Source organism: Gillisia sp. JM1 (assembly GCF_000424645.1).
Taxonomy (GTDB): Bacteria; Bacteroidota; Bacteroidia; order Flavobacteriales; family Flavobacteriaceae; genus Gillisia.
Genome location: NZ_KE384218.1, coordinates 2,380,389 through 2,402,518, shown reverse-complemented (window position 1 = coordinate 2,402,518; position 22,130 = coordinate 2,380,389). Strand labels below are relative to the sequence as shown.

Genomic DNA, 22,130 nt, shown 5'->3' with positions numbered 1-22,130 from the left:
AAAAGTAAATTTCCACCGGAATAAGTTGCTTTCTTATATTTCAAGATCCAATTTTTTGGATTATTTATTTTGCCGAATATTGTATACGACCAAGCGTTATAATTTCCATTTACTTTTCCGTTTTTCTCAGAAATAAAATTTTCAAATTCTCGACAAAATTTCTCATTCGCAATATAAAATGGAGACGTTTTTTCATTCTCAGATGCATTTGGCTTAATAATCATTTTTTCTTTGAAAAATTAAACATAACGGTCTTGATTAAGGCAAGTAGCGTGGAGTTAGGACGCGTCTTTGTCGGCTTAGTTGTATGTTTCTTGGTTTCTAAAATAACTATTTTCACTCGAATACCCGCTATTTGCACTTAACCGATGTTGCCTTTTCGTTGCTTTTGTTCTCAGCTAATTTTAAATTTTATAGAATTTTATTTTGAATCAATTTCATAAACTTGATAAAGTCCGTTAGAGTAATTAAATCAATAGATAAGTTCAACTATTGATATTCAGGTTCATTGTTCTTTACTCTTCCTTCTATCTTTTATAGTTAAGGTCATAGCTAAAATCAATAAGATGTTGGACGAACTGCGAATCCAAAATCCATCACTAATATTTTCAGTTGTCAGCATATCAATAATTATCAGTATAAAACTAGCAACAAGAATTATTATCGGTAAATTTTTTTCAATCATCTTTTTAAATTTCGTTTGAGTTAGAATTTCCGCAACCGAATTATTTCAACTTTCCAATCAATTTTAAAGTCTTTCTTGAATTCAGTTATATTGATTTTATCCAATTACAAACTTTAATATCAATAATACGAAAAGTATGATAGCTAAGGCTATTCCAGTTATTTTCTTAGTGTCTTTGTTATAAAATGATCCCATATTATTTTTCTAAATTTTGATTTCTAGTGTGCTCTGCAATGAATGGCAACGGTCTTGGTTAAGGCAAGTGGCGTGGAGTAGGGACACGAACTTGTCGGCTTAGTTGATTTTTAATTGGTCTCTAAAATAACACTTTTCACCACAATACCCGCTATTTGCGCTTAACCGATGTTAGGCTTAGTTATTTTAAAGTTAAAATTAAGTACTTATTTCGTCAAAAATAACACTTTAAAGTTGAAATTTTATATATTTGTACAAATTATTTCTGTTAATGATAGAAAAAAGAGAGGTAGATTTATTCCTTAAAAGGTTAAAACAGATAATAAAAATTTGGGATGTATTTATTCTAGATTCTAGACCAAAAAACAGTATAAAAGATTTAGTTAGTTTAGGAATCACTGCAAATCGTAGGAAAGAAGTAATTCTTGAACTCGAATTAATCGATTATTGCAAAGGACCATTATCGGAAACTCAGTTCAATGGAGAGAATATGTGGGTTTTTGGTAAAATAGTAAAAGGTGTTGAAATATACATAAAGCTTACTATAATCGAAGATACAAATAAAGCTATTTGTATTTCATTTCATAAAGCAGAGCATCCAATGAATTTTCCATTTAAAAATTGATTATCATGAAAAGTCCAATTACAGGCAAGGAAATGTCTTTACAGAAAAAGGAAGAAATAATCACATTCAGAAAAGAAGAGTTTAATTACTTACATTTTAATTATTTATGTGAGGATAGTGGGGAGAACTTTTCCACTACGGAATTAGATGAATTAAATATTAATCAAGTTTATAATCAGTATCGCGATAAGCATAATTTGCCATTCCTAGACGAGATCAAATATTTTAGAGAGAAATTAGATATTCCAGCATCTAAAATGTCTCAAATATTAGGTTTTGGGGCTAACAGTTTTCGTAATTACGAGAAAGGTGAAGTTCCAAGTTTGGCAAATGGAAATTTAATTAAACTTGTTATTAATGATGTTAATCAGTTCAAAAATTTAGTTAAATCAAATGATGAAATCTCATTAGATGAAAAGGAAAAGATTTTTTTAAAAATTGATAATCTTTTAGAAGAGGAAAAAAGATCATATAGTGATGCTGAATTTGTAAAAAACTTATTTAATCACAATCTTTTACCTGATAATTTTTCTGGCTATATAAAACCTAATATGAATAAGCTCTCAGAAATGATAGTTTATTTTACTGAAAAACTGAAACCATCTAAAACAATGATGAATAAATTGTTGTTTTATTCAGATTTCTTGAATTTTAAAAAGTGTGGTTTTTCAATATCTGGCACTAGATATGTAGCTATACAATACGGCCCAGTTCCAGATCGGTATTATGGTATTTTTGATTATTTAACACATAAGGATTTCGTGAAAATTGTTTCCGAGGAATACGGTTATGGATACGTAGGAGAAACATTCTATCCAACTAAGAAGTCTTTTGATTTCGATTTGTTTACAGAAATTGAGTTAGAATCTATAAAGCATGTGTTTAATAAATTTAAATCTTTGAAAGCTACTCAAATAATGGAAATGAGTCACGAAGAGGAAGCTTGGTTAGAAAATAAAGATTCTAAAAATTTAATAGATTATAATTATAGTTTTGAACTGAAAAATATTTAAAAATAATTATGCCTAACGGTCTTGGTTAAGGCAAGTGGCGTGGAGTAGGGACGGCTTATTGTCGGCTTATTTATTTGTTTCTTGGTCTCTAAAATATTACTTTTTACTGAAATACCCGCTATTTGCGCTTAACCGATGTTGGCTAAAGTAAGTTCCAGATAGCTCTCAATATCATCTGTTAATTTCACAAGAATCTTTTCAATCTCAGTATTTGTCAATGAATTCAGAGGCTTGGTAGGGTCATTAGCTGCCTGAAATTGAGATAAATTTTCGTTCTTTGCAAATCTACTATGTCCAACAATCAATGGTATAATTTTAGTTCCTTTTTCCTGAGCATTTTCTAGGAGAACTGGTAACTCGTTATTTTGAATAAATTCTGAGGCTAAAAAATCTGTAGATATTATTAAAATTGCTATCGAGCAATCATCTAAAGCATTTTTTATTTCTTCTTTCCATTTCTCTCCAGATTTGATACGTGTGTCCTCCCAAATTTCAAATGGTTCATTCAGGTCAAATTGTAGAACTTTTAAATTAGTTAACACCTTTTTTAACCATTGAGGATCTTGATGAGAATAGCTTATAAAAATTTTATTCTGTTTTCTAGGTTCTAATTTTTTAAAATCATTATTTTTAATTTCTATTCTTTCCATTTGGCTTTTTAACCGTAATAAGGATGCCATTGCATTTCCTTTAATGGTGCTTAAATATTTATAATTTTTGTCAATCGAATTCCTGCTTTCTAATTGTCCATAGAAATAAATAGAATTTAAGCTGTTTAAGTTTTTTAAAATATCTTGAATAGGAAAGTCCTTAAAATCTAAATTGTTGAGCCATAATTGTTTTAATGTTTTAATTTTCAAAATTTCTTCAGGAAATGCCTCTATTGGATTTTTAGCAATATTTAGTTTTGTTAATTTCTCTAGAGCTGAAAATTCATTAGGTAATTTATGGATTCTATTGTTTGCAATTGATAAAGTATTTAAACTTTTCAGGTTTCCAATTTGCTTAGGAATTCTGCGAATTGAATTATTATTTAAGTTTAGTTTTTTTAAAGATGACAACTGACAAAGCTTCGCGTAAAAATCAGAAATTCGATTATTGGAAATATCGAGATTTTCAAGTAATTGTAATTCTTCAATTTCCTTAGGAATCGTTTTAATATTATTTCCGCTCAAATTTAATTTTCTAAGATTTTTCAGATCAAATATTTCTTTAGGAATTGTTCCTAGGTTTTTGTTTGATAAATCTAGTTTTGAAATGTTTTTATTGGGAATAGTCATTTGTGTATTTTTCAGTGGTCGAATTTAATAATTAAATGTTAAGTTTGCTATTCCCTTAGGAGGTATAGGGAATAATAAATTAACTAAAGGCTAATGACTCGGGTGGCTCTCAAGATGAAGTCAACCGAGATGGGTCAGGAGACTTTTTTGCTTCGGCATCCTCACGAATAAATAACTAGTTATTCTATCCCGAGCCGGTTCGACCACTCGGGATTTTTCTTACTTATTTTTGCCAACGGTCTTGGTTAAGGCAAGTAGCGTGGAATAAGGACGCGAACTTGTCGGCTTTGTTGATTGTTTCTTGGTGTCTAAAATATAACTTTTTGTTCGAATACCCGCTATTTGCGCTTAACCGATGTTACCTACTGTAGCGACCAGATTTGAGTAAGAACGAACGATTCCGCATTCCTCTCTTTATTGCTAAAATTTTCAGTAGAACTTTTGTATTTGATTGAGAGTAAGTATTTTCTGAATTTATTCTTTAGATTTATTTTCATCTAATTCCGTTCGAGTAAGATTTTTAGAGAGATATTTTCTTTTCTAATTTCTTAAATTTTTATTTTAGTTCTTTACTTCTATTTTTCATTTAATTCCGTTCGAGTAAGAATCAGAACGAATTATTCTCATTTCTGAATTGCTCATTTATAGCTTTTGTTCTTTAAGATATTTTTCATTTAATTCCGTTCGAGTGAGAGTCAGCTGGAATTATTTTCTTTGAAATATTCTTAGTTTTTGACGGTGGAGCTATAGTAGGTAAGGGTCTTGGTTAAGGCAAGTAGCGTGGAGTAGGGACGCTTTCTTGTCGGCTTAGTTGTTTGTTACTTGGTGTCTAAAATATAACTTTTTACTCGATTGCCCGCTATTTGCGCTTAACCGATGTTATGTTTAGTTTTTATAGTTCGGATATTGAATTGAATAGATCAAAATGATGTTTTTCAGTTCTAAGTTCAATTGTTAATTTATCGTTTTTATTTTCAATTTTATAAACTTCTCCAGATTTAAATAGAGGAGTCAATTTTTTTATCAGTTCAGTGATTAGCTCGGAATTGTTTGTCTTAGATATCAAAATATAATGATCAGAAACTTTTAATCTCTGTAATGATTTTGAAAACATAAATAGGAAAAAGTCAGTCCTGGTCTTTTTTCTTATCAAAAATCCAGAATTATGAGAAATTCTATTTGTTGTCCATTCCGCAAGAGTAAGAAGATTTTGATATTTAGAAGTAAAAAGTAAATTTCCACCGGAATAAGTTGCTTTCTTATATTTCAAGATCCAATTTTTTGGATTATTTATTTTGCCGAATATTGTATACGACCAAGCGTTATAATTTCCATTTACTTTTCCGTTTTTCTCAGAAATAAAATTTTCAAATTCTCGACAAAATTTCTCATTCGCAATATAAAATGGAGACGTTTTTTCATTCTCAGATGCATTTGGCTTAATAATCATTTTTTCTTTGAAAAATTAAACATAACGGTCTTGGTTAAGGCAAGTGGCGTGGAGTAGGGACGCGAACCTGTCGGCTTTGTTGTTTGTTACTTGATGTCTAAAATATCACTTTTCATTGGAATACCCGCTATTTGCGCTTAACCGATGTTGTGCAACGTATTTTTTTTTAGTATTTACATTAATCTTTTTTATGTTCTTGTTCAGTATGTGTTTGGTTTCCATTAATCATTTTATCTTCGTCATACATTGCATTGGACATTCCAAGCATAACAGCTGTAATGATTAAAATGAATTTTCTTTTTATCCAATGAGCAAAATGCTTAGATTTTTCTAAATAAATTTTATTCTTTTGTTTATACATTTTAGTAATGATAAATGATTAGACATTTATTATATCATTTTATGCAGCAACGTGCATATTCTCATAGAAAAGAGAGCTTTTCTATGCTATGTATAAACTTGAATATTGGATGTTAGATGTATTTATTTTTTTTAAAAATACGCGATGGGCAATTATAGAAGTTATTTTTTGGTAAAGCCCAATACGTAATTTTAAAATAATTAGAGTTTTAGTACTATAAGCCTTTCTTAAATTGTGATATGTAATTAATAGAATTGAAAATATACTTTCAGAAAGAACTTTTCCAGTATACACAAACAATTCCGAGTGCTTTTGTCTAAATTCTTTTCTACTATCAATGTATGAGACTTGAATATATTTTGAAGAACTTATTCCCGAATATGTAGAACACTCGTTAACCGTCAGACCGAAAATCAGAAGTAAAGAAAGTAGATATTTTAAATACTTTATCAATCTATTGTATTCAAATTATTTTGTCCAAGTTATCATTTTTTTTTAATATGTTGCACAACGGTCTTGGTTAAGGCAAGTGGCGTGGAGTAAGGACGCAAACTTGTCGGCTTAGTTGTTTGTTTCTTGGTCTCTAAAATAGAACTTTTAGTTTAATTACCCGCTATTTGCGCTTAACCGATGTTGCATAGCGGTTTTTACTACAATTATGTTGTTTTGTTGTCTGCCTTTTTTTTATTTTTCTTCTTTCCTGAATTATAATTTTATTTTTCACGTAGGAGTAAGAATCAGTTTTTTGATTTTTTGGTTTTTAATTGTTTTTGTCAATTTTCATTTTAGAGTGAAAGTCAGAGTTATAAATCGAAAGGCATCCAATTTATTCATTTTCGTGCTTGAGTAAAAGTCAGGATAATAAGCAGAATGCATCTATTTTTAGCTTTTACAGGTCCGAGTAAAAGTCAGCTTAGTGATTTTAAAAATCATCAATTATTACTTTTTCTTTTAAATTCAAATTTTATTTAGAATCCACGTACTGATTTTAAGATCATCTAATTTTCACATTTTTCATCTTTGTAAATTTTTCAAATAAACCTCAGAGTTGAGCAGTTTATGTTTTTTACTAAAATCTTAAAAAAGTCAGCGCAACAGTTGCGAGAGATGAGTTTTTTATATTCAGATTTTTTTGAGTTTTTTCTTTCTGAAAACTGATTTGCAACGGTCTTGGTTAAGGCAAGTAGCGTGGAGTTAGGACACGTTGTTGTCGGCTTAGTTGTTTGGTTCTTGGTCTCTAAAATATCACTTTTTACTGGAATACCCGCTATTTGCGCTTAACCGATGTTGGCTGTAGTCCTTTCAACCGAGTTTATTTTCATTCATCGGTATCAGCACTTGGACATTTATTGTGCTTAAACTTCCTGATTTTGTTTTTAAGTGATTTGCTTGATCAGTCCTTATTGAGTGTGGTTAGATTTATATTAAATCTACCCTCTGTAAGAAATGTCTTTTTATTGGGGTTCTCAGGATCAGTAAGAGTAATTTTTTGAAATTCTCCAATTATTAGGCTATCCTGCACTTCTGTTATTTTTATAAATTGAGGACTTACTTCTTCTTTTGTAAGGTAGAATATTAAACCAGGGTTACCAATAATTACAGATGTAGGTCTTACTCTAGGGATTTGGTTCGGATATTCTAGATCTACATTTTGAATTAAATAATTTCCTGGTTGCTCAACGTCATCAATTAAAATGTAAATACTTTTATCGGTTCTATTGTCGACATCTATATACCAAGCACCATCTCTTTTACGTGCCTTTAGACCGTATTGGGTACCAGAAGGAAAACGATGAATATTTTTAGGAATATATTTTTCCCCATTCAAACGGGCAAAAAAAGAATTTTCGCCACTTGTAGGAAGATCGTCTTCTACACTACAAGAATGGAAAAGGATACCTGTCGAAACAATAAATAAAATTTTTATGAATTTCATAAGATGGTGTTTATGGAATTAAATTAGTTATTTTTATATTGCTGACAAAGTTTAATTTCATATTGAAACTCTCAACTTCCTTAATTATTTTTTCTTTTTTTAACAAGATCGTTTTTTTTGGATTACAGCCAACGGTCTTGGTTAAGCCAAGTAGCGTGGAGTAAGGGCGCGAACTTGTCGGCTTAGTTGGTTTTTAATTGGTCTCTAAAATAACACTTTTCATCAGAATGCCCGCTATTTGCGCTTAACCGATGTTGTGCTGCGTTTAATTCTCTGATTCTACCTCTTTCAATATTTGTCCATCATTTAGTTTCCACTCGGTTAAACCGTTCGCACTTCTTCCCATTACAACTGCAGCTGCTGCAGATGGACTAGAAAACAAATAATCTTCTTTGAAAACGAGTTTGTTATTCAACGGAGTTATGATATTATCGTCAATTAAACTTTGTCTTTTATTAATCCAGTTTTTAGGAAAAGAGCTAGTCAGTGAAGTTGCAATTTCTGAATTTTGTAAAACTACGAATCCTTCGTTTGTCATTTGTCCTTTCGCATCTGCTCCTCTGGCGGAATTTATATAAAAAGTATTTTTGATCTGTTCTTCTAAAGTCTGATCTTTTCTTAATTCTTCGAATATTTTAAATCCTAAAGCATTCACTAGAAGTTTTATGTTATCAAGGAATGTTTCCATCTCTGCTTGGTCGGATTCTGAAATTGTTGATCTCGGTGGAATATTACCGTTTTCTAAATCATATCTATTGACTTTTATCGCAATTTCATGTAATCTACTTTCCAAATATTTGATGTGTGCTTTATTTAAGTTTTCATCTTTACTTACAAACACTAAAGCTTCATTCCAGAAATCTTTAGCTGATAAATGTTGATTTAATCTTTTATAAATCCCCTCAGCTTCACCAATATAAGCTAATTCTTTATTCTCAGATTTGTGAGATTTTCCTAATAAAATATAGATTCCGGTATTTTCTAATTCTGGTCTGTCATAAGAATCTTTTATTTTATTTCGAGGGATTTTCAATGCTTTCCCTGTCCAATTTGATAATTCGCATGTCATTCTTCCATTAGGTTCTCCGTCTATTAAGAAGATTTTTATAGTTTTACCAAAATTTCTCATTAATGTTTTTTAGTTGGATTTTGTGTTAAATGCTGCACAACGGTCTTGGTTAAGGCAAGTAGCGTGGAGTAGGGACGCGAACTTGTCGGCTTTGTTGTTTGTTTCTTGGTCTCTAAAATATAACTTTTTACTCAATTGCCCGCTATTTGCGCTTAACCGATGTTAGGCACAGGCACTACTACTATTTACTCAATGCTTTTAAAATCCGTTCTTCGTTTATTAAAATATCTCTAAATAAAACATGAGGGAACTCTTGATATTTGGATATTTTGAAAGCTTCAAAAATATTTGATAAAGTCAGAGCAGTCACAAGAGATAAATTCATTTCCGTATCCATTTCACAATCGGTAACAAAATCATCACTAAATTCAGGAGCTACAAGTAAAATTTTTACAATTCTCAAATCATTTTTTAGAGCCAAGTTTTGATATGATTTTAATTGGCGAGATACCGTACTAAATTTGTTATACCCACGTTCTTTACTGGTTTTGCATTCCACAATGATAACTTCATTATTTCCTAAGTTTAAAAGAATATCGATCATATCCTTGTTTGTATTCAGTTGATTTTTAAACTTCTCATCAACATCAAAACCAAGTCCGTTGAAAATTACCTTCGTTAATTCCTCGAATTTTATACCAAGTTCACTTTCCTTAACAGTAATTCCGTTTTCTTTTAATAAGTTAAGATTTCGATATCCAACATTCATGTAGTTTTCTAAATATAAATTTTCTACATCCTTGTAATGTTCTAAAATATTTAGAATATTTTCTCCTCTTTGTCGAATTCCATTTTCTTTAATGAAAAAGGTTAAATCTGATTTCGTTATTAAATCCAAGATGTCTCTTGGTTTGATATTATAAGCAAGTAAAAATTCAGCTTTAAGAACATATTCATCTTGTAATTCGAATTGATCTTTTATCTCTTTATTTAGCTTGGGTAATGATTGATTCAATTCAGTTAATAACTTATCAAACCCATCTAATGAAATTCCGACTTTTTCGTCTTTCTCAACAGAATCAAAATGTTCAATTAAACTATTGATTTTTTCATCCAAGGTGCTCCCTCTCAAATTTTTAATTTCAAGACCTTTTTCACACAGTTCATTTAGCGTCTTCTTACTTTCGGTCAATGTGCTTCCAGTCTTATAAATGCCTGTAAGCATAAGATTTGTAAATGATACTCCTTCTTTAATTATTCCTTCTATTTTTTGAGAATAGTCAAGTTTGCGGTCAATATTATGGTCTTTTGCAATTTGGTTGATGATTGGTTCTCTCAAAAGTTTTAAAGTTCTCCTGTAGAATTTTTCTGCAACTTCTTTTTGGCGAATTTTTCTTAGAACTCTTACCATTTCATCTGCAACATAAATAGTATTTTCTTTACTAGAATAGAAAATAACACCAATATTTTTGAGTCCTTTAATTACTTCTTGAATTTCAATTTTTTTGATTGGTAAAATTGAATAATTAATTAGTTTTATTTCTTCTTGGGATAGACCAAGTTGTTTTGAAAGAGTAAGGATTATAGATAGCTCATCTGAGCTAACTTTAGAATCTCGGTTGTTCTCAACATCATTATAATAAGCTGTGTGAAGACAAGCTTTATATATTTTATAGTCTCTTTTTCTTTTATCACTTAATTCAGATTTGTCATTTTCAAAATCTGCATTTAGTGCTTTTATTTTATTTTTAAGATTCTTTATTTCTGTATCATACAATCTTGAAAACCAATCTTGCTTCATTATACAATTTCCGTCTCTTATAATTATATCAATAAGAATATCTAATTGGGAAGTGATTTCCTGAAACTCACATTCAATATATTTCCTAAATTCATCAGAAGTTAAATTGAAGATTGTTGAAATATTCTGGTTATCAACCGACTTAAGACCTTTGTCTGAAGAACTCAATAGTTTTTCTATTTCTTTCCCGTTTTTAGGGTTTTTGGAGATTATATTGTCAATTATCTTTATAAATGAGTTCTTTTCTAGTGATCCTAGCTTATCCAAAATTTTCTCTAATTTCATAATTATGTTCTTTTGTCGGTTGTTTATTGCTTGTGCCTAACGGTCTTGGTTAAGGCAAGTGGCGTGGAGTAAGGACGCGAACTTGTCGGCTTTGTTGTTTGCTTCTTGGTCTCTAAAATAACACTTTTCATCAGAATGCCCGCTATTTGCTCTTAACCGATGTTGTGTGCAGTTTTAGTTCTTTAATTTAAAGTTAAATCTTTTATTTATTGAATCAAATGAAATTAATATTTCGTTTAAGTTCTCTTGTTTTAAATCAGATCGACTTATTCCAGCAGTATTAAAATTTAGATTTTTCTGGTTGTCTAATTGCGCTTTAACTTGAAAAATAATAAAAGGTTCTGACACATATTCTTGCCAAACTTTTTTAAAATTCAACTCATAGATAGGAGATGAATTATTCGCTAATATGGCGATGGTATCATGTTTAGAATTTCCACTCGTAAATATTAATTCCTGGATATCATAATCTGAACTGTTAATAAATTTCAAGTTTATGGGCACTGATTTTGAACATGAATTCAGCACTATTGATATTAGAAATAATAGATAAATTGATTGTTTTTTCAAATCGATTTTTTTTTAATTGCACACAACGGTCTTGGTTAAGGCAAGTAGCGTGGAGTAAGGACACGTTCTTGTCGGCTTAGTTGTTTGTTTCTTGTTCTCTAAAATAACACTTTTCATCAGCATGCCCGCTATTTGCGCTTAACCGATGTTACCTGCAGTGCTTACTAATTCTCTAATATAAATTTATTCCATTTATCAGAACTAAAGAACTTGCTAGGATGTTTGACAAAATATATTTTTGAACTATACTTGTTATTTAACTTAATTACTTTGGGATGAGTATTATTGATTTTTTCAGGAAAATGCAAGCTTTCTGAATTTATCATTTCTTTCTCTACAGATGCAAATTTATTCCAATCAGTACCAAGAAATATACAAGTTTCAATCTCTAATTTTTCAATAATTTTATTTAACAGTTTAGCTCCAAGTTCATAATCAGCTTTGGTTGGTCTTTCATCTATAGTTTTCATTGGCCTTTGAACTAATTCGTGGAAAGCGATATTCTCCCAAAAGTTAATATGTTCATTTTTATCAGATAATTTTCTCCCTTTAATTAATTTTTCAATATTTCTAGCGAAATATCTTTGTGGTATAATATTATCAATTCCATGATCATAAGCTACAACTCTAGAAAAGTCAAATTTGTCAAGAGCATTAAATGCTTCCTTTCTTTTATCTTCTTCTTTTTCCCAATTATATACACTTTCACCAACTATTAGAGTTTTATTGTCAGAAGAATTAAATTCTGTTCCAATCCAGGGATAATATTTCAGACCCTCTGTTTCCAAGGTTTTAAAAAAAATATCAGATTCAAAATTACAGTGTTCAGAATAAACCATATTAACTTAATTTAGAGATTTCAAAATTTGTATATCCGCAACTTCCTGCATCAATTTTAGTATTGTATTTTTCATTTATCTTTTCTGCAATAAGCTTCTGTGGTGGTTTATTAACACTGTTAGTTTGAAAAATTTCTACTGACATACCTTTTTCAAGTCTGCCATTTCTTTTTATTGCATTTAATTTCCATACGGAAGTTCCCATAATTATTTTGATTTGGTTAGTATAATTTTTAACGAATATATGTTTTTTTTCGGGGCATTGCAGGTAACGGTCTTGGTTAAGCCAAGTGGCGTGGAGTAGGGACACGTTCTTGTCGGCTTTGTTAATTGTTTCTTGGTCACTAAAATATTACTTTTTGTTGAAAGACCCGCTATTTGGGCTTAACCGATGTTGCCTGCAGTAATTTTGTAAATTAATTCGTATTATCATTCAAAAATATCATAATACAATTCCTTACCACATTCACATTCTTCTATCAAATTCGGTTCATAAAAATTTACCAATTTTCTTACTGATATTATTGCTTTTGTATAATCAAACTTTAATAATTTTCGGTAAATTATTTTATACTGAGTGTTTGTGTCTTTTTCAACGGGTTTTAAATGAATAATTTCATTTCGTAATTCTATTAATTTTCTAATTAATTGGTTATCCTTATTATGCTTTGTATTAAATGTTTTGTTTTTAATTATTGGTAACGTAGAATTTAATTTATGGAAAACGGAAGGTTCAAATTCATCACCGTTCTTGTCTTTATATTCTTGATCTTCTGGAATCAATCTATTTGCTAAACTTTCTAATGATGACTGTAAATTAATAATACAATTGGATGCAAGTTTAAAAAAATCACCAAAATGATTTGGATTTATTGGTTTTTGAAAATCTTTTAAAGTCGGTGAATTTTTAAAAAGATCTTCTCTAAAAGAAATTAATCTTTTATGAGACATTACAGCATTTGAATAGAAAATTGTTGTCGGATTAATTTCAGGAATTATATATTTTTGTCCATTGTGTAAATAGTCAAATCCAAATATCATTTCATCATCAAATACAATTGATAAATCTTTGTTGTAATCTTCTAAGAGTTTTTTTGATTTTTTGTATTTTTTCACCATTTCTAAACTCTCTGCTGGTATATCAACATTATTGTTAATACCCATAGGGTCAAAGTTTATATCAAATCTTTGTGTTGGTTTTAATTTAATGTGAGTGAAGTGCATTTATAGATGAATTTTGTGAATTATTGCAGGCAACGGTCTTGTTTAACGCAAGTGGCGTGGTGTAAGGACGCGAACTTGTCGGTTTTGTTGATTGTTAATTGGTCTCTAAAATAACACTTTTCACTAGAATGCCCGCTATTTGCTGTTAAACGATGTTGCATACCGTTGTGATGTTCAAATGTTGTTGTTTTCTTGTCAATCTTTTTTTGTTCTTTTTGTTCTTTTCTGAATCTCAAATTAACTTTCCACATTCGAGTAAGAATCAGTTTAGAATTTATTGGTTCTTAATTATTTTTTTCATTTTTCACGTTTGAGTGAAAGTCAGAATTATAAATCTAAAGGCATTCAAATTATCCCTTTTTCACGTCCGAGTAAAGGTCAGCGCACTGATCGGCAGGGAATTCATTTATCACATTTTTATCTTTTAAAAATTATTGTCAATAAAGTCAGAGTTGAGTGGTTTTTGTTTTTTACTAGAATCTTGAAAAAGGCAGCGCAACAGTTGCGAGAGATTGGTTTTTCTTCATTCAGATTTGCCGTTATTTTTTTGCGTTTTTCATTCTGAACAATGGTTTGCAACGGTCTTGGTTAAGGCAAGTAGCGTGGAGTAGGGACACGTTCTTGTCGGCTTTGTTGTTTGTTTCTTGGTCTCTAAAATATCACTTTTTAATCAAATACCCGCTATTTGCGCTTAACCGATGTTGCCTATAGTTTTCTTTACGGATTATAATTTCCGTTAGCCCAATTTATTGTCGGTTCAATCCACTCTTTTAGTGGTTTAAATAAAAATCCGTGATTCATCCCAGTGTTCAGTTCAATTTCCTTAAAATGTTTAATGTCACATGTTGAATTTTCTACTCGCACTTTTGCTGAAACACCAAATGGATCGGATTTCTCATATATCGTTAGAATATTTCCGCAATAGTTAATTTCAGGAATGTTCAAAATATCCTCATTTCTAAAACTTGCTATAAATACAAAATTCAGATCAGGATTATTCGCTAAAGTTGAAACATATTGGGCAATATATCCGCCTTTTGATGTTCCAACTATAGTTATATTTTTCGGTTCTGTTCCGATTTTTATTAAGCTGTCAATTTGTATTACAAGTCGGCCAGCGTATTCCCTAGCACTAGCATTTCCGTTTCTTTTTTCACTAATAACCTCAAATCCACTTTTTTTAAATTCGTTTATTATTTCTAAATATTCAGTTCTTCCATATTCTGGATGTAATTGACTTAAATCGTGTTCTTCTAAAAATCGATTGTGAAGGAAAAATATAAATTTGTCATCATTATTATTACCGCATGCGAATAAAGTCGAACAAAAAAGAATGCCAATTATTAGACTTATTTTCATTGAATTTCGATCTTTTAAAATTATAGGCAACGGTCTTGTTTAACGCAAGTGGCGTGGAGTAAGGACGCAAACTTGTCGACTTTGTTGTTTGTTAATTGGTCTCTAAAATAACACTTTTCAGCAGAATGCCCGCTATTTGCTGTTAAACGATGTTGTACACTGTTTTTATACTAATAGCCAATTATGAAAACAAATCAAAAATCAATTTTGAATACTTCAAATCTTTCTATTTTTCCAATGTTTTGTCAGCAAGTAAATTTTTGAATTTGTCCGCTACTTTCGAAGCTCCATTATCTCCACCATCATCGATATTAGACAATATGATTACAGTATAGTTATCTTCCATAAAGTTCATCAATTCACAATGTATTCCGTACCATCCACCACTATGACCTAAAATAGTTTGATTATATCTGTTATCTACATCAATTCCATAGCCTAGCTGCGTATTGTAACCTTTTATTTTTGGCTCAAACATCAATTCAGTTGTTTCTTTCTCCAATAATTTAAAATTTCTCAAGGCTTTAGAAAAATTAAATAAATCCTTCACTGTAGAATAATAAAATCCTGCTGGCGAAGCCTTAGTTAAGTAATAGTCATTTTTCTTTAGAATTTTATTTTCTCCGAACATTGAGGTATAACCACTAGCTTTATTTTTAACTATAGAATCAATTTCTAATTCTGTTGTTTCAAACATTTGAGATGGATTGAGAATATGCTTTTTCACATAATTGTAATAGCTATCTCCTGATATTTTTTCGATAATCAATCCAAGTACTACGAACCCAGATCCGCTATAATCATATTTAGTTCCTGGTTTCGATAACAAAGTATCATTTACAAATAAGGGCAGGAAACCCGAAATTTCTTTATAATCTAAATTCTTTATTTTTTCCCAATCGTTAATATAAAAATTATTTAGTCCAGAAGTGTGTGTCAATAATTGATGAACAGTTACTGAGTCTCTTACAAGTTTGATTGGATAATCTGGTAAATAGTTTCCAATTGGTTTTTTCAATTCTAATTTCCCCTGTTCATACAATTGTAATGTCGCAACGGCTGTAAACATTTTGGTGATAGAAGCAATATTGAACTTAGTATCAATTTTATTCTTAATCTCATATTCTATGCTAGAATATCCGTAAGATCTCTCTTGAAGTATCTCATTATTATGAGCAACTAATATTGTTCCTGAAAAATCTTCATTATCTATTTGATCTAAATATTTTTCTATTTGGGAGTTTGTCGATTGTGAATAACCGGAAAACACAAGTAATATCATTATCAATGTAATCTTAATTTTATCTCTCATTTAAAATCAATTTTTTGTTGAAAAATAGTGTACAACGGTCTTGGTTAAGGCAAGTAGCGTGGAGTAAGGACGCGAACTTGTCGGTTTAGTTGTTTGTTACTTGGTTTCTAAAACAACATTTTTCAATTAATTGCCCGCTATTTGCGCTTAACCGATGTTGTGCTGCGTTAGTTTGAATTAAATTAACAAATTGTCAATAGAATATAGGTCTAATTCTCTGAGTCTATCGTTCAAATTAACTAGTTCATTAATCTTTTGCTCCTTATCTGATCCAAGTACAGAAGTATTATTTAATTTTATAGCTGTACCGGCCATGCAGACCATTATCATTCCTTTTCCAGCTCCTAATTCTGAATAATCAATATCGGTAGCCAAAATTGCATTGCCACCCTTATCTAAAGCTTGCTTTCTTAATTGTGTAAAACACAAATCTTCGCCAGCTTTTAATTTTTGATTGTGACGTCCAGATTGCGCTCCAATTAAATCTGTAAATGAAGAAGTAAATTCAGAAATCACACCAGTTCCCGTAGTTGATTGTCCCGTTACCATTTCTAATATATTATAATCCCAATTTAATGGAGAATGAGTTGAAATTACAGGAATATTAGAAATTAAATTTCCAATTTTTTCTGTAAGTTGTTTCTTCTCTAATTGCATTTGCTTCTTGTATTTTTCATAAAGATCTTTTCCACATTTATTACAATATGAATCCGTCTGCTTATCATGATATTCATTAATGATTTTTGTTTTATTATCACTTAAGAGTTTCGAATTTGACATGAATCCGCCTTTTAAGTATTCATTGCAGTTAGGACATTGTATAATTTCGCTCATTTTATCAAATTTCGAGTTGGTTTTAATGCTGCACAACGGTCTTGGTTCTAAGGCAAGTGGCGTGGAGTAGGGACGCGTTCTTGTCGGCTTAGTTGTTTTGTTTCTTGGTCTCTAAAATAAGACTTTTAATTAGAATGCCCGCTATTTGCGCTTAACCGATGTTGTGAACTGGGGCGACTACCCGAGTGAGAACTTTTTTTTACAATTTGATCAGATTTTTATGTTTTAATACCACTCATTTTTGTCATTTTTCACGTCCGAGTCAAAGTCAATCTTCTAAATTAAAAGCATTCAAATTATCCATTTTTCATACTTGAGTAAAAGTCGGAATAATTGTCTAAATGTCCGTTTTTTTACTTTTTTACCTCCGAGTTAAAGTCGGTGAAATTATCTAATCTATTTGTTCTTTATTTCTACTTTTCAATTTACTTTTTCATACGCGAGTAATGGTTAGCATAACGTTTCCTTAATCAAATATTTTTTGTCATTTTGAAATCAGATAATAATTAAAATCACCCCGCTTTTATTTTTCTGTTTTTCGTTTCTTTTGTCCGTATTGTAGTGATGCAGAAATTATAAATGCAGGTGTAATAAAAACAGCAACGAGAGTTTTAATTTCAATCAGCTCATAATATCCAACAATTATTGATGCAAATAATATAATATTAAGAATAATAAATCCGGTTTTATTTATTTTCATAGTTTGTTTTGTTTTGTTTTTTTGGAGCCCTTGTTTACAACGGTCTTGTTTAACGCAAGTGGCGTGGAATAGGGACGCGGACTTGTCGGCTTTGTTGTTTGTTAATTGATCTCTAAAATAACATTTTTCAGCAGAATGCCCGCTATTTGCTGTTAAACGATGTTGGCAACTGGCTTTCTCCGCTTATTACTTTTCCTCTGTGATTTTATAATTCCGATTAAGATACTTTAACGTGTCAGAATATTTTTCATCCACATCGTCACTTATCTTTTTGAGAACTGCTTTGTATTTATAATCTAAATTCACATTATAAGGTTCAGCTGTAATTTGAAATTCATTTTTTTTAATCATTTTGTATTTGTTTAAAAAAACTATAGAATCAACTCCAACTTGTACTTTTTCAATTCCTCGTATTAAGTAAGTTGAGTCAGTTTTATAATCTATTCTGGCGATATGGTCATCTACATTCTCATAAGTTTCAATTTGAAAATTATTCAATCTATAAATTTTACCAATCAATTCGTCGTTTTCATACAATTCAAATGTTCCGTTTTTAATCGGATTTGTATTTTGAGCGCAAGAAAATATTAATAAAAAAAATAAAATCAGAGTAATAAAGTTTTTCATTTAGTTCGGTTTTTTTTAGCTTGTTGCCAACGGTCTTGGTTAAGGCAAGTAGCGTGGAGTAAGGACACGTTTTTGTCGGCTTTGTTGGTTTTTACTTGGTGTCTAAAATAGCACTTTTCACATAATTGCCCGCTATTTGCGCTTAACCGATGTTGGTTGCAGTACTTTAACCGAAATGATATTTTAAATTATTACTAAAATCTTTATAATTTATCCCTATTTCTTTCAATATGTATAAGGTCAATATAGCTCTTAGTGTTCTAGTTAATTCATAAAGTTCCGATCCTTTTTTGGCGGTTTCTTTTAGTTTTCGGTCATAATGAGTATAGTAATTTCTAGAGGAGGTAACTTCCCAGCAGAACTTTTTAATTTTGCCTGCTCTATCTTTAATAGTTTTGGATTCACTTACTTCGATAAGTTCTTTTAATCTATTTTTTAAAGTTGGTTCATTACCTTGTAATCTTCCAGTCAACCATTCGGAATCTTTTGAATCTAAATTAACTTGATTAATGATTTTAGATACTAATTTATCAAATCTCTCTTGAGTTATTCTTTCATTATTAAATTTTATTCGATGAAAATTTTCAACTGCACGAATAGTATCCATAAACTTATCAGACGAAAATCTATATTTATCTTTGAAATGTTTTAAGAATAATAAAAGAACTGAATCTAAATTTTCATAAAGTTCGAACCATTTAGAAATCAAAACTGGAAAATCAGATTCTATATCATCAAAATCGACTATGAACTCACCTATATGTCTAGTTTTATGCTGAGAATTGTAGAAGCTATTTTGATAATTACAATGTATTAATTTCTCTTCGTTTATCCTTGATTTCTCTCTCTTAAGGGAGCTATCCTTCAATGTGATTTTAGTTGGATAGCTTTGTTCGTTGGTAAAGATTGTAATAGAGTCTATAAAAGTTGTAATATCTTTGATAATAAGTTCTAGCTTCTTACTTTTTTGGTATTTCAATGTAACATAAGCTTCTTCGTGTAGCTCCATTCTATTTGCTTTTCCTCCTAAACTAACAGGACCATCAAAAGTTATACTTCCATCTATTTGCTTGTTTAAAGAAAAATTAATCTCTTCTATAGCCTTGTAAGAGATATAATATTCGTCAGAATTGTCATATTTAAAATCAGATTTCTGACCTGTTTTCCCAATCCATTCAAAAAGATTGAAAACTTGAAAAATAACTTTATCAAATTTTATATCATCAATTTTTTTAAAATTATGACCTTCCAGAATTATATTAGGATGATAAGTTCCAATAACTACATTGTCTCGAGTAGTCTTTGTTTTTTTATACCAATTGTCAATTAATGTAACTTTACCCTCTGAAGTATGTCCCATAATTATGGGCTTAGTTGATCGATCGAAAAGGAAGGGATTAAAGCTGCCAAAAATTTCTAATTCAGAACCTCTTTCAGGATCATAACTTAATGTTCCATTAAACCATTCATCTGAATCTGGAGTTTTAAATTTTCCTTTGTATGTTTTAGTAGTTATCATAGTGAGGTATTGCAACCAACGGTCTTGGTTAAGGCAAGTAGCGTGAGTAGGGACGCAAATTTGTCGGCTTTGTTGATTGTTTCTTGGTCTCTAAAATATAACTTTTAGTTCAAATGCCCCCTATTTGCGCTTAACCGATGTTGGCGTGTCGTGCTTAATAATACGAATACTATACTTTAGCTATTTTAAGTGCTGGTTCATGACAATCTTCATTTGTAAGATATAGGTCAAATGCTTCATTTAAGACCTCCTTTATAATTTTCTCAATTCGTTTTTCTAAACTTCCTTTTTTATCAGATTGAGAATTGTTTTCAATATAAAATAATATATCGTTCGCCTCTGTTTCGTAATTATTGAGATCCTTTATATCGATTGATTTGTCACCCAATGGATTCCAATCCACGAGTATTTTTTTTACTTCATTCACTTTTCTGTCATTCATAGCTGTGATGTATATTGAGATCGTGCTTGGCCTGTATTCTGAATATTTCTTTTTTTGCAATATTCATTTAAGTCATTTATGTCAATTGTCATTTCTTTAATCTTAAATCCGAAAGTTTTGAGTTCTTTTTTAGTTTTTAAAAAGGATTTATGCCAATCATTCCAATTTTCATGCATACTTTCTGGATCATCTATTGACTTTAAAAGTTTTTTCCAATCGGTTTTTCTGTAATATGCTATTTTTATTTCACTTTCCATTTTTATCTAAATGTATGTGCATGCACGCCAACGGTCTTGGTTAAGGCAAGTAGCGTGGAGTAGGGACACGTTCTTGTCGGCTTTGTTGTTTGATACTTGGTGTCTAAAATATCACTTTTTAAGCAAATGCCAGCTATTTGCGCTTAACCGATGTTGTGAACTGGGGCGATTACCCGAGTAAGAACTTTTTTTAGCGTTCTGATTAAAAATATCATCATTTTAATCCTCATTGGTTTTGTCACTTTTCACGTCAGATTAAGGTCAGATTTCTAGTTTTAAAATCATTTAATTTTTTATTGCTCACATTCCTGAGTAAAAGTCAGAATAATAACTCAAATCTTCGCTTCGAGCAAAAGTCAGCGAAAAGCTTTTAAATTATTTTTGTTCTTTAATTCTCATTTTTATACGACTTTTTCACGCCCGAGTAAATTCAGCGATTTAAATTTAAAAATCATTCAATTTTTTGTAGCTAACAATCCTGAGTAAAATTCAGAATAATCACTCAAATCTTTTAGGTTCGAGTAAAAGTCAACGAACTTCATTTTAAGCATTTTTCAATCTTATAAATTCAGCGCAACAGTTCCGAAAGATTGGCTTTCAATTAAGACCTGAATTTTGTTCTTACTTTTTTTTAGAGCCCTTGTTTACAACGGTCTTGTTTAACGCAAGTAGCGTGGAGTAAGGACGCGTTCTTGTCGGTTTTGTTGTTTTTTACTTGGTCTCTAGAATAACACTTTTCACCAGAATACACGCTATTTGCTGTTAAACGATGTTGTGCAACGTTTTAGTACCATCTAATCTGATAAGGATATTTTTCATATTTCACATTGTCTTCATTTATCGTAAAACCTTTTTCTGCAAATAATTTACAGTCTTTAGTTAATTCGTCTCCTTCTTTTACTTTTCCAAGACGTCTTAATGATTCTGCTTTGTAACACAAAACATCTGAAAATTGAGGATAAATTATTAAAGCCTTATCGAACATTTCAATTGCACCTTCATAATCTTTTTGTTCATACCTACTTATCCCATAATAAAATAAATCTAAGTGATGAAGCCAATCTTTATCTTTTTCATTCAATGTGCGGTCATAATCTTTTTGGAAAATATCTTCAGCTTTTTTGAATTCATTCAGTTGTAGATAGGAAAGTCCGATATAAAAATCGTATGAATGATCCATTACATAACCGTATCCATATTTTTTTTTATAATCTTGAAAATCGGCTATTGCATCACGATAATCTTTTGCAAATATACATTTCATAAATGCCCGATATTCTTGCCATTTTCTTCTATCGTATTTTACGGCTTTATCAATAAATTCCATTCCAATTTCATATTTTCCTTGCTTAAACAACGGCATTGCCTTTTGTTGCCATAAATAAGCAATGGTTGAATCTTTAGCAAGTCCTTTATTTATTTCTTCCTGATATTCTCTTGAATAAGATTCGTGTTTCCAAGCACCATTTTTTAGATATTTGTCGATAATATCTTCCTGTTCTTCTTTGCCAATTTTCAGATTATTTTCGGTATTAACTGCTAGGTTTTTCGAAGTTTCTGCTTTGTTTACACAAGCAGAAACTGTAATAAAAAATAAAATCAGAAGTATTTTGTTCATATTTTCAATTTTTGTGAATGTTGCACAACGGTCTTGGTTAAGGCAAGTGGCGTGGAGTAGGGACACGTTCTTGTCGGCTTAGTTGTTTGTTACTTGATGTCTAAAATAATACTTTTCACTCAATTGCCC

The 22,130-nt window shown here is 30.4% G+C and carries 21 protein-coding genes and 1 pseudogene; 2 read left to right on the top strand and 20 right to left on the bottom strand.

All coding sequences use genetic code 11. The features are described from left to right. Positions 1-224 (bottom strand): annotated as a pseudogene (locus H033_RS22160) (hypothetical protein); the annotation flags it as partial. Between the two features lie 927 nt (positions 225-1,151). Here H033_RS22160 and H033_RS0114265 point away from each other — a divergent pair. Both H033_RS0114265 and H033_RS0114260 read left to right on the top strand, forming a co-directional pair. Continuing rightward, positions 1,152-1,505, top strand: coding sequence for a type II toxin-antitoxin system MqsR family toxin (locus tag H033_RS0114265; protein WP_026836965.1), 354 nt, complete (start codon positions 1,152-1,154; stop codon positions 1,503-1,505). Positions 1,506-1,510: 5 nt separating this feature from the next. Then, a complete protein-coding gene (locus tag H033_RS0114260; RefSeq protein WP_026836964.1) occupies positions 1,511-2,518 on the top strand; it encodes a type II toxin-antitoxin system antitoxin SocA domain-containing protein in 1,008 nt (335 codons plus the stop codon). 128 nt (positions 2,519-2,646) lie between these two features. Here H033_RS0114260 and H033_RS21050 read toward each other — a convergent pair whose 3' ends face one another. The 19 genes from H033_RS21050 to H033_RS0114165 all read right to left on the bottom strand — a co-directional run bounded on the left by H033_RS21050 (position 2,647) and on the right by H033_RS0114165 (position 22,001). Continuing rightward, positions 2,647-3,798, bottom strand: coding sequence for a leucine-rich repeat domain-containing protein (locus H033_RS21050; protein WP_051227749.1), 1,152 nt, complete (start codon positions 3,796-3,798; stop codon positions 2,647-2,649). An 892-nt stretch (positions 3,799-4,690) separates the two neighbouring features. Continuing rightward, positions 4,691-5,248 carry a hypothetical protein gene (locus H033_RS0114250; RefSeq protein WP_026836967.1) on the bottom strand — a complete coding sequence of 186 codons (558 nt, stop codon included), beginning with the start codon at positions 5,246-5,248 and terminating at the stop codon, positions 4,691-4,693. Positions 5,249-5,426: 178 nt separating this feature from the next. Further along, positions 5,427-5,609, bottom strand: a complete 183-nt coding sequence (locus tag H033_RS0114245) for a hypothetical protein (RefSeq protein WP_026836970.1) — start codon at positions 5,607-5,609, stop codon at positions 5,427-5,429. Between the two features lie 1,393 nt (positions 5,610-7,002). Next, positions 7,003-7,545, bottom strand: a complete 543-nt coding sequence (locus H033_RS0114240; RefSeq protein WP_026837004.1) for a hypothetical protein — start codon at positions 7,543-7,545, stop codon at positions 7,003-7,005. Positions 7,546-7,810: 265 nt separating this feature from the next. Then, positions 7,811-8,674, bottom strand: a complete 864-nt coding sequence (locus H033_RS0114235) for a GIY-YIG nuclease family protein (RefSeq protein ID WP_026837003.1) — start codon at positions 8,672-8,674, stop codon at positions 7,811-7,813. Between the two features lie 181 nt (positions 8,675-8,855). Continuing rightward, the gene (locus H033_RS0114230; protein WP_026838907.1) at positions 8,856-10,700 is read right to left on the bottom strand and encodes a hypothetical protein; all 1,845 of its coding nucleotides are present in this window, start codon (positions 10,698-10,700) and stop codon (positions 8,856-8,858) included. A gap of 174 nt (positions 10,701-10,874) precedes the next feature. Beyond that, positions 10,875-11,192, bottom strand: coding sequence for a hypothetical protein (locus H033_RS0114225; RefSeq protein WP_026836975.1), 318 nt, complete (start codon positions 11,190-11,192; stop codon positions 10,875-10,877). A 242-nt stretch (positions 11,193-11,434) separates the two neighbouring features. Then, entirely contained in the window at positions 11,435-12,109 is a 675-nt protein-coding gene (locus tag H033_RS0114220) for a hypothetical protein (RefSeq protein WP_026838905.1), read from the bottom strand. Position 12,110: 1 nt separating this feature from the next. Beyond that, positions 12,111-12,314: a hypothetical protein gene (locus H033_RS0114215; RefSeq protein ID WP_026838904.1), complete on the bottom strand. Its 204-nt coding sequence runs from the start codon at positions 12,312-12,314 to the stop codon at positions 12,111-12,113. Positions 12,315-12,538: 224 nt separating this feature from the next. Beyond that, positions 12,539-13,273, bottom strand: a complete 735-nt coding sequence (locus H033_RS0114210) for a hypothetical protein (RefSeq protein ID WP_026838903.1) — start codon at positions 13,271-13,273, stop codon at positions 12,539-12,541. 777 nt (positions 13,274-14,050) lie between these two features. After that, positions 14,051-14,692 (bottom strand): hypothetical protein, encoded by a 642-nt coding sequence (locus H033_RS0114205; RefSeq protein ID WP_034886238.1) that lies wholly within the window; start codon positions 14,690-14,692, stop codon positions 14,051-14,053. 226 nt (positions 14,693-14,918) lie between these two features. Continuing rightward, a complete protein-coding gene (locus H033_RS0114200; protein ID WP_026838901.1) occupies positions 14,919-16,004 on the bottom strand; it encodes a serine hydrolase domain-containing protein in 1,086 nt (361 codons plus the stop codon). A 177-nt stretch (positions 16,005-16,181) separates the two neighbouring features. After that, positions 16,182-16,838 (bottom strand): heavy metal-binding domain-containing protein, encoded by a 657-nt coding sequence (locus H033_RS0114195; protein WP_026838900.1) that lies wholly within the window; start codon positions 16,836-16,838, stop codon positions 16,182-16,184. Positions 16,839-17,361: 523 nt separating this feature from the next. Further along, entirely contained in the window at positions 17,362-17,538 is a 177-nt protein-coding gene (locus tag H033_RS21660) for a hypothetical protein (RefSeq protein WP_155827832.1), read from the bottom strand. Between the two features lie 186 nt (positions 17,539-17,724). Then, positions 17,725-18,165: a hypothetical protein gene (locus H033_RS0114185; RefSeq protein ID WP_026838899.1), complete on the bottom strand. Its 441-nt coding sequence runs from the start codon at positions 18,163-18,165 to the stop codon at positions 17,725-17,727. Between the two features lie 166 nt (positions 18,166-18,331). Next, positions 18,332-19,684: a HEPN domain-containing protein gene (locus tag H033_RS0114180; protein WP_026838898.1), complete on the bottom strand. Its 1,353-nt coding sequence runs from the start codon at positions 19,682-19,684 to the stop codon at positions 18,332-18,334. Between the two features lie 169 nt (positions 19,685-19,853). After that, positions 19,854-20,126, bottom strand: coding sequence for a hypothetical protein (locus H033_RS0114175; protein ID WP_026838897.1), 273 nt, complete (start codon positions 20,124-20,126; stop codon positions 19,854-19,856). Beyond that, the gene (locus H033_RS0114170) at positions 20,123-20,383 is read right to left on the bottom strand and encodes a hypothetical protein (protein WP_026838896.1); all 261 of its coding nucleotides are present in this window, start codon (positions 20,381-20,383) and stop codon (positions 20,123-20,125) included. Before H033_RS0114170 ends, H033_RS0114175 begins: the two co-directional genes overlap by 4 nt. 784 nt (positions 20,384-21,167) lie before the next feature. Next, complete coding sequence (locus H033_RS0114165; protein ID WP_034886237.1) at positions 21,168-22,001, bottom strand: tetratricopeptide repeat protein; 834 nt, start codon at positions 21,999-22,001, stop codon at positions 21,168-21,170. Between the last annotated feature and the right edge of the window lie 129 nt (positions 22,002-22,130).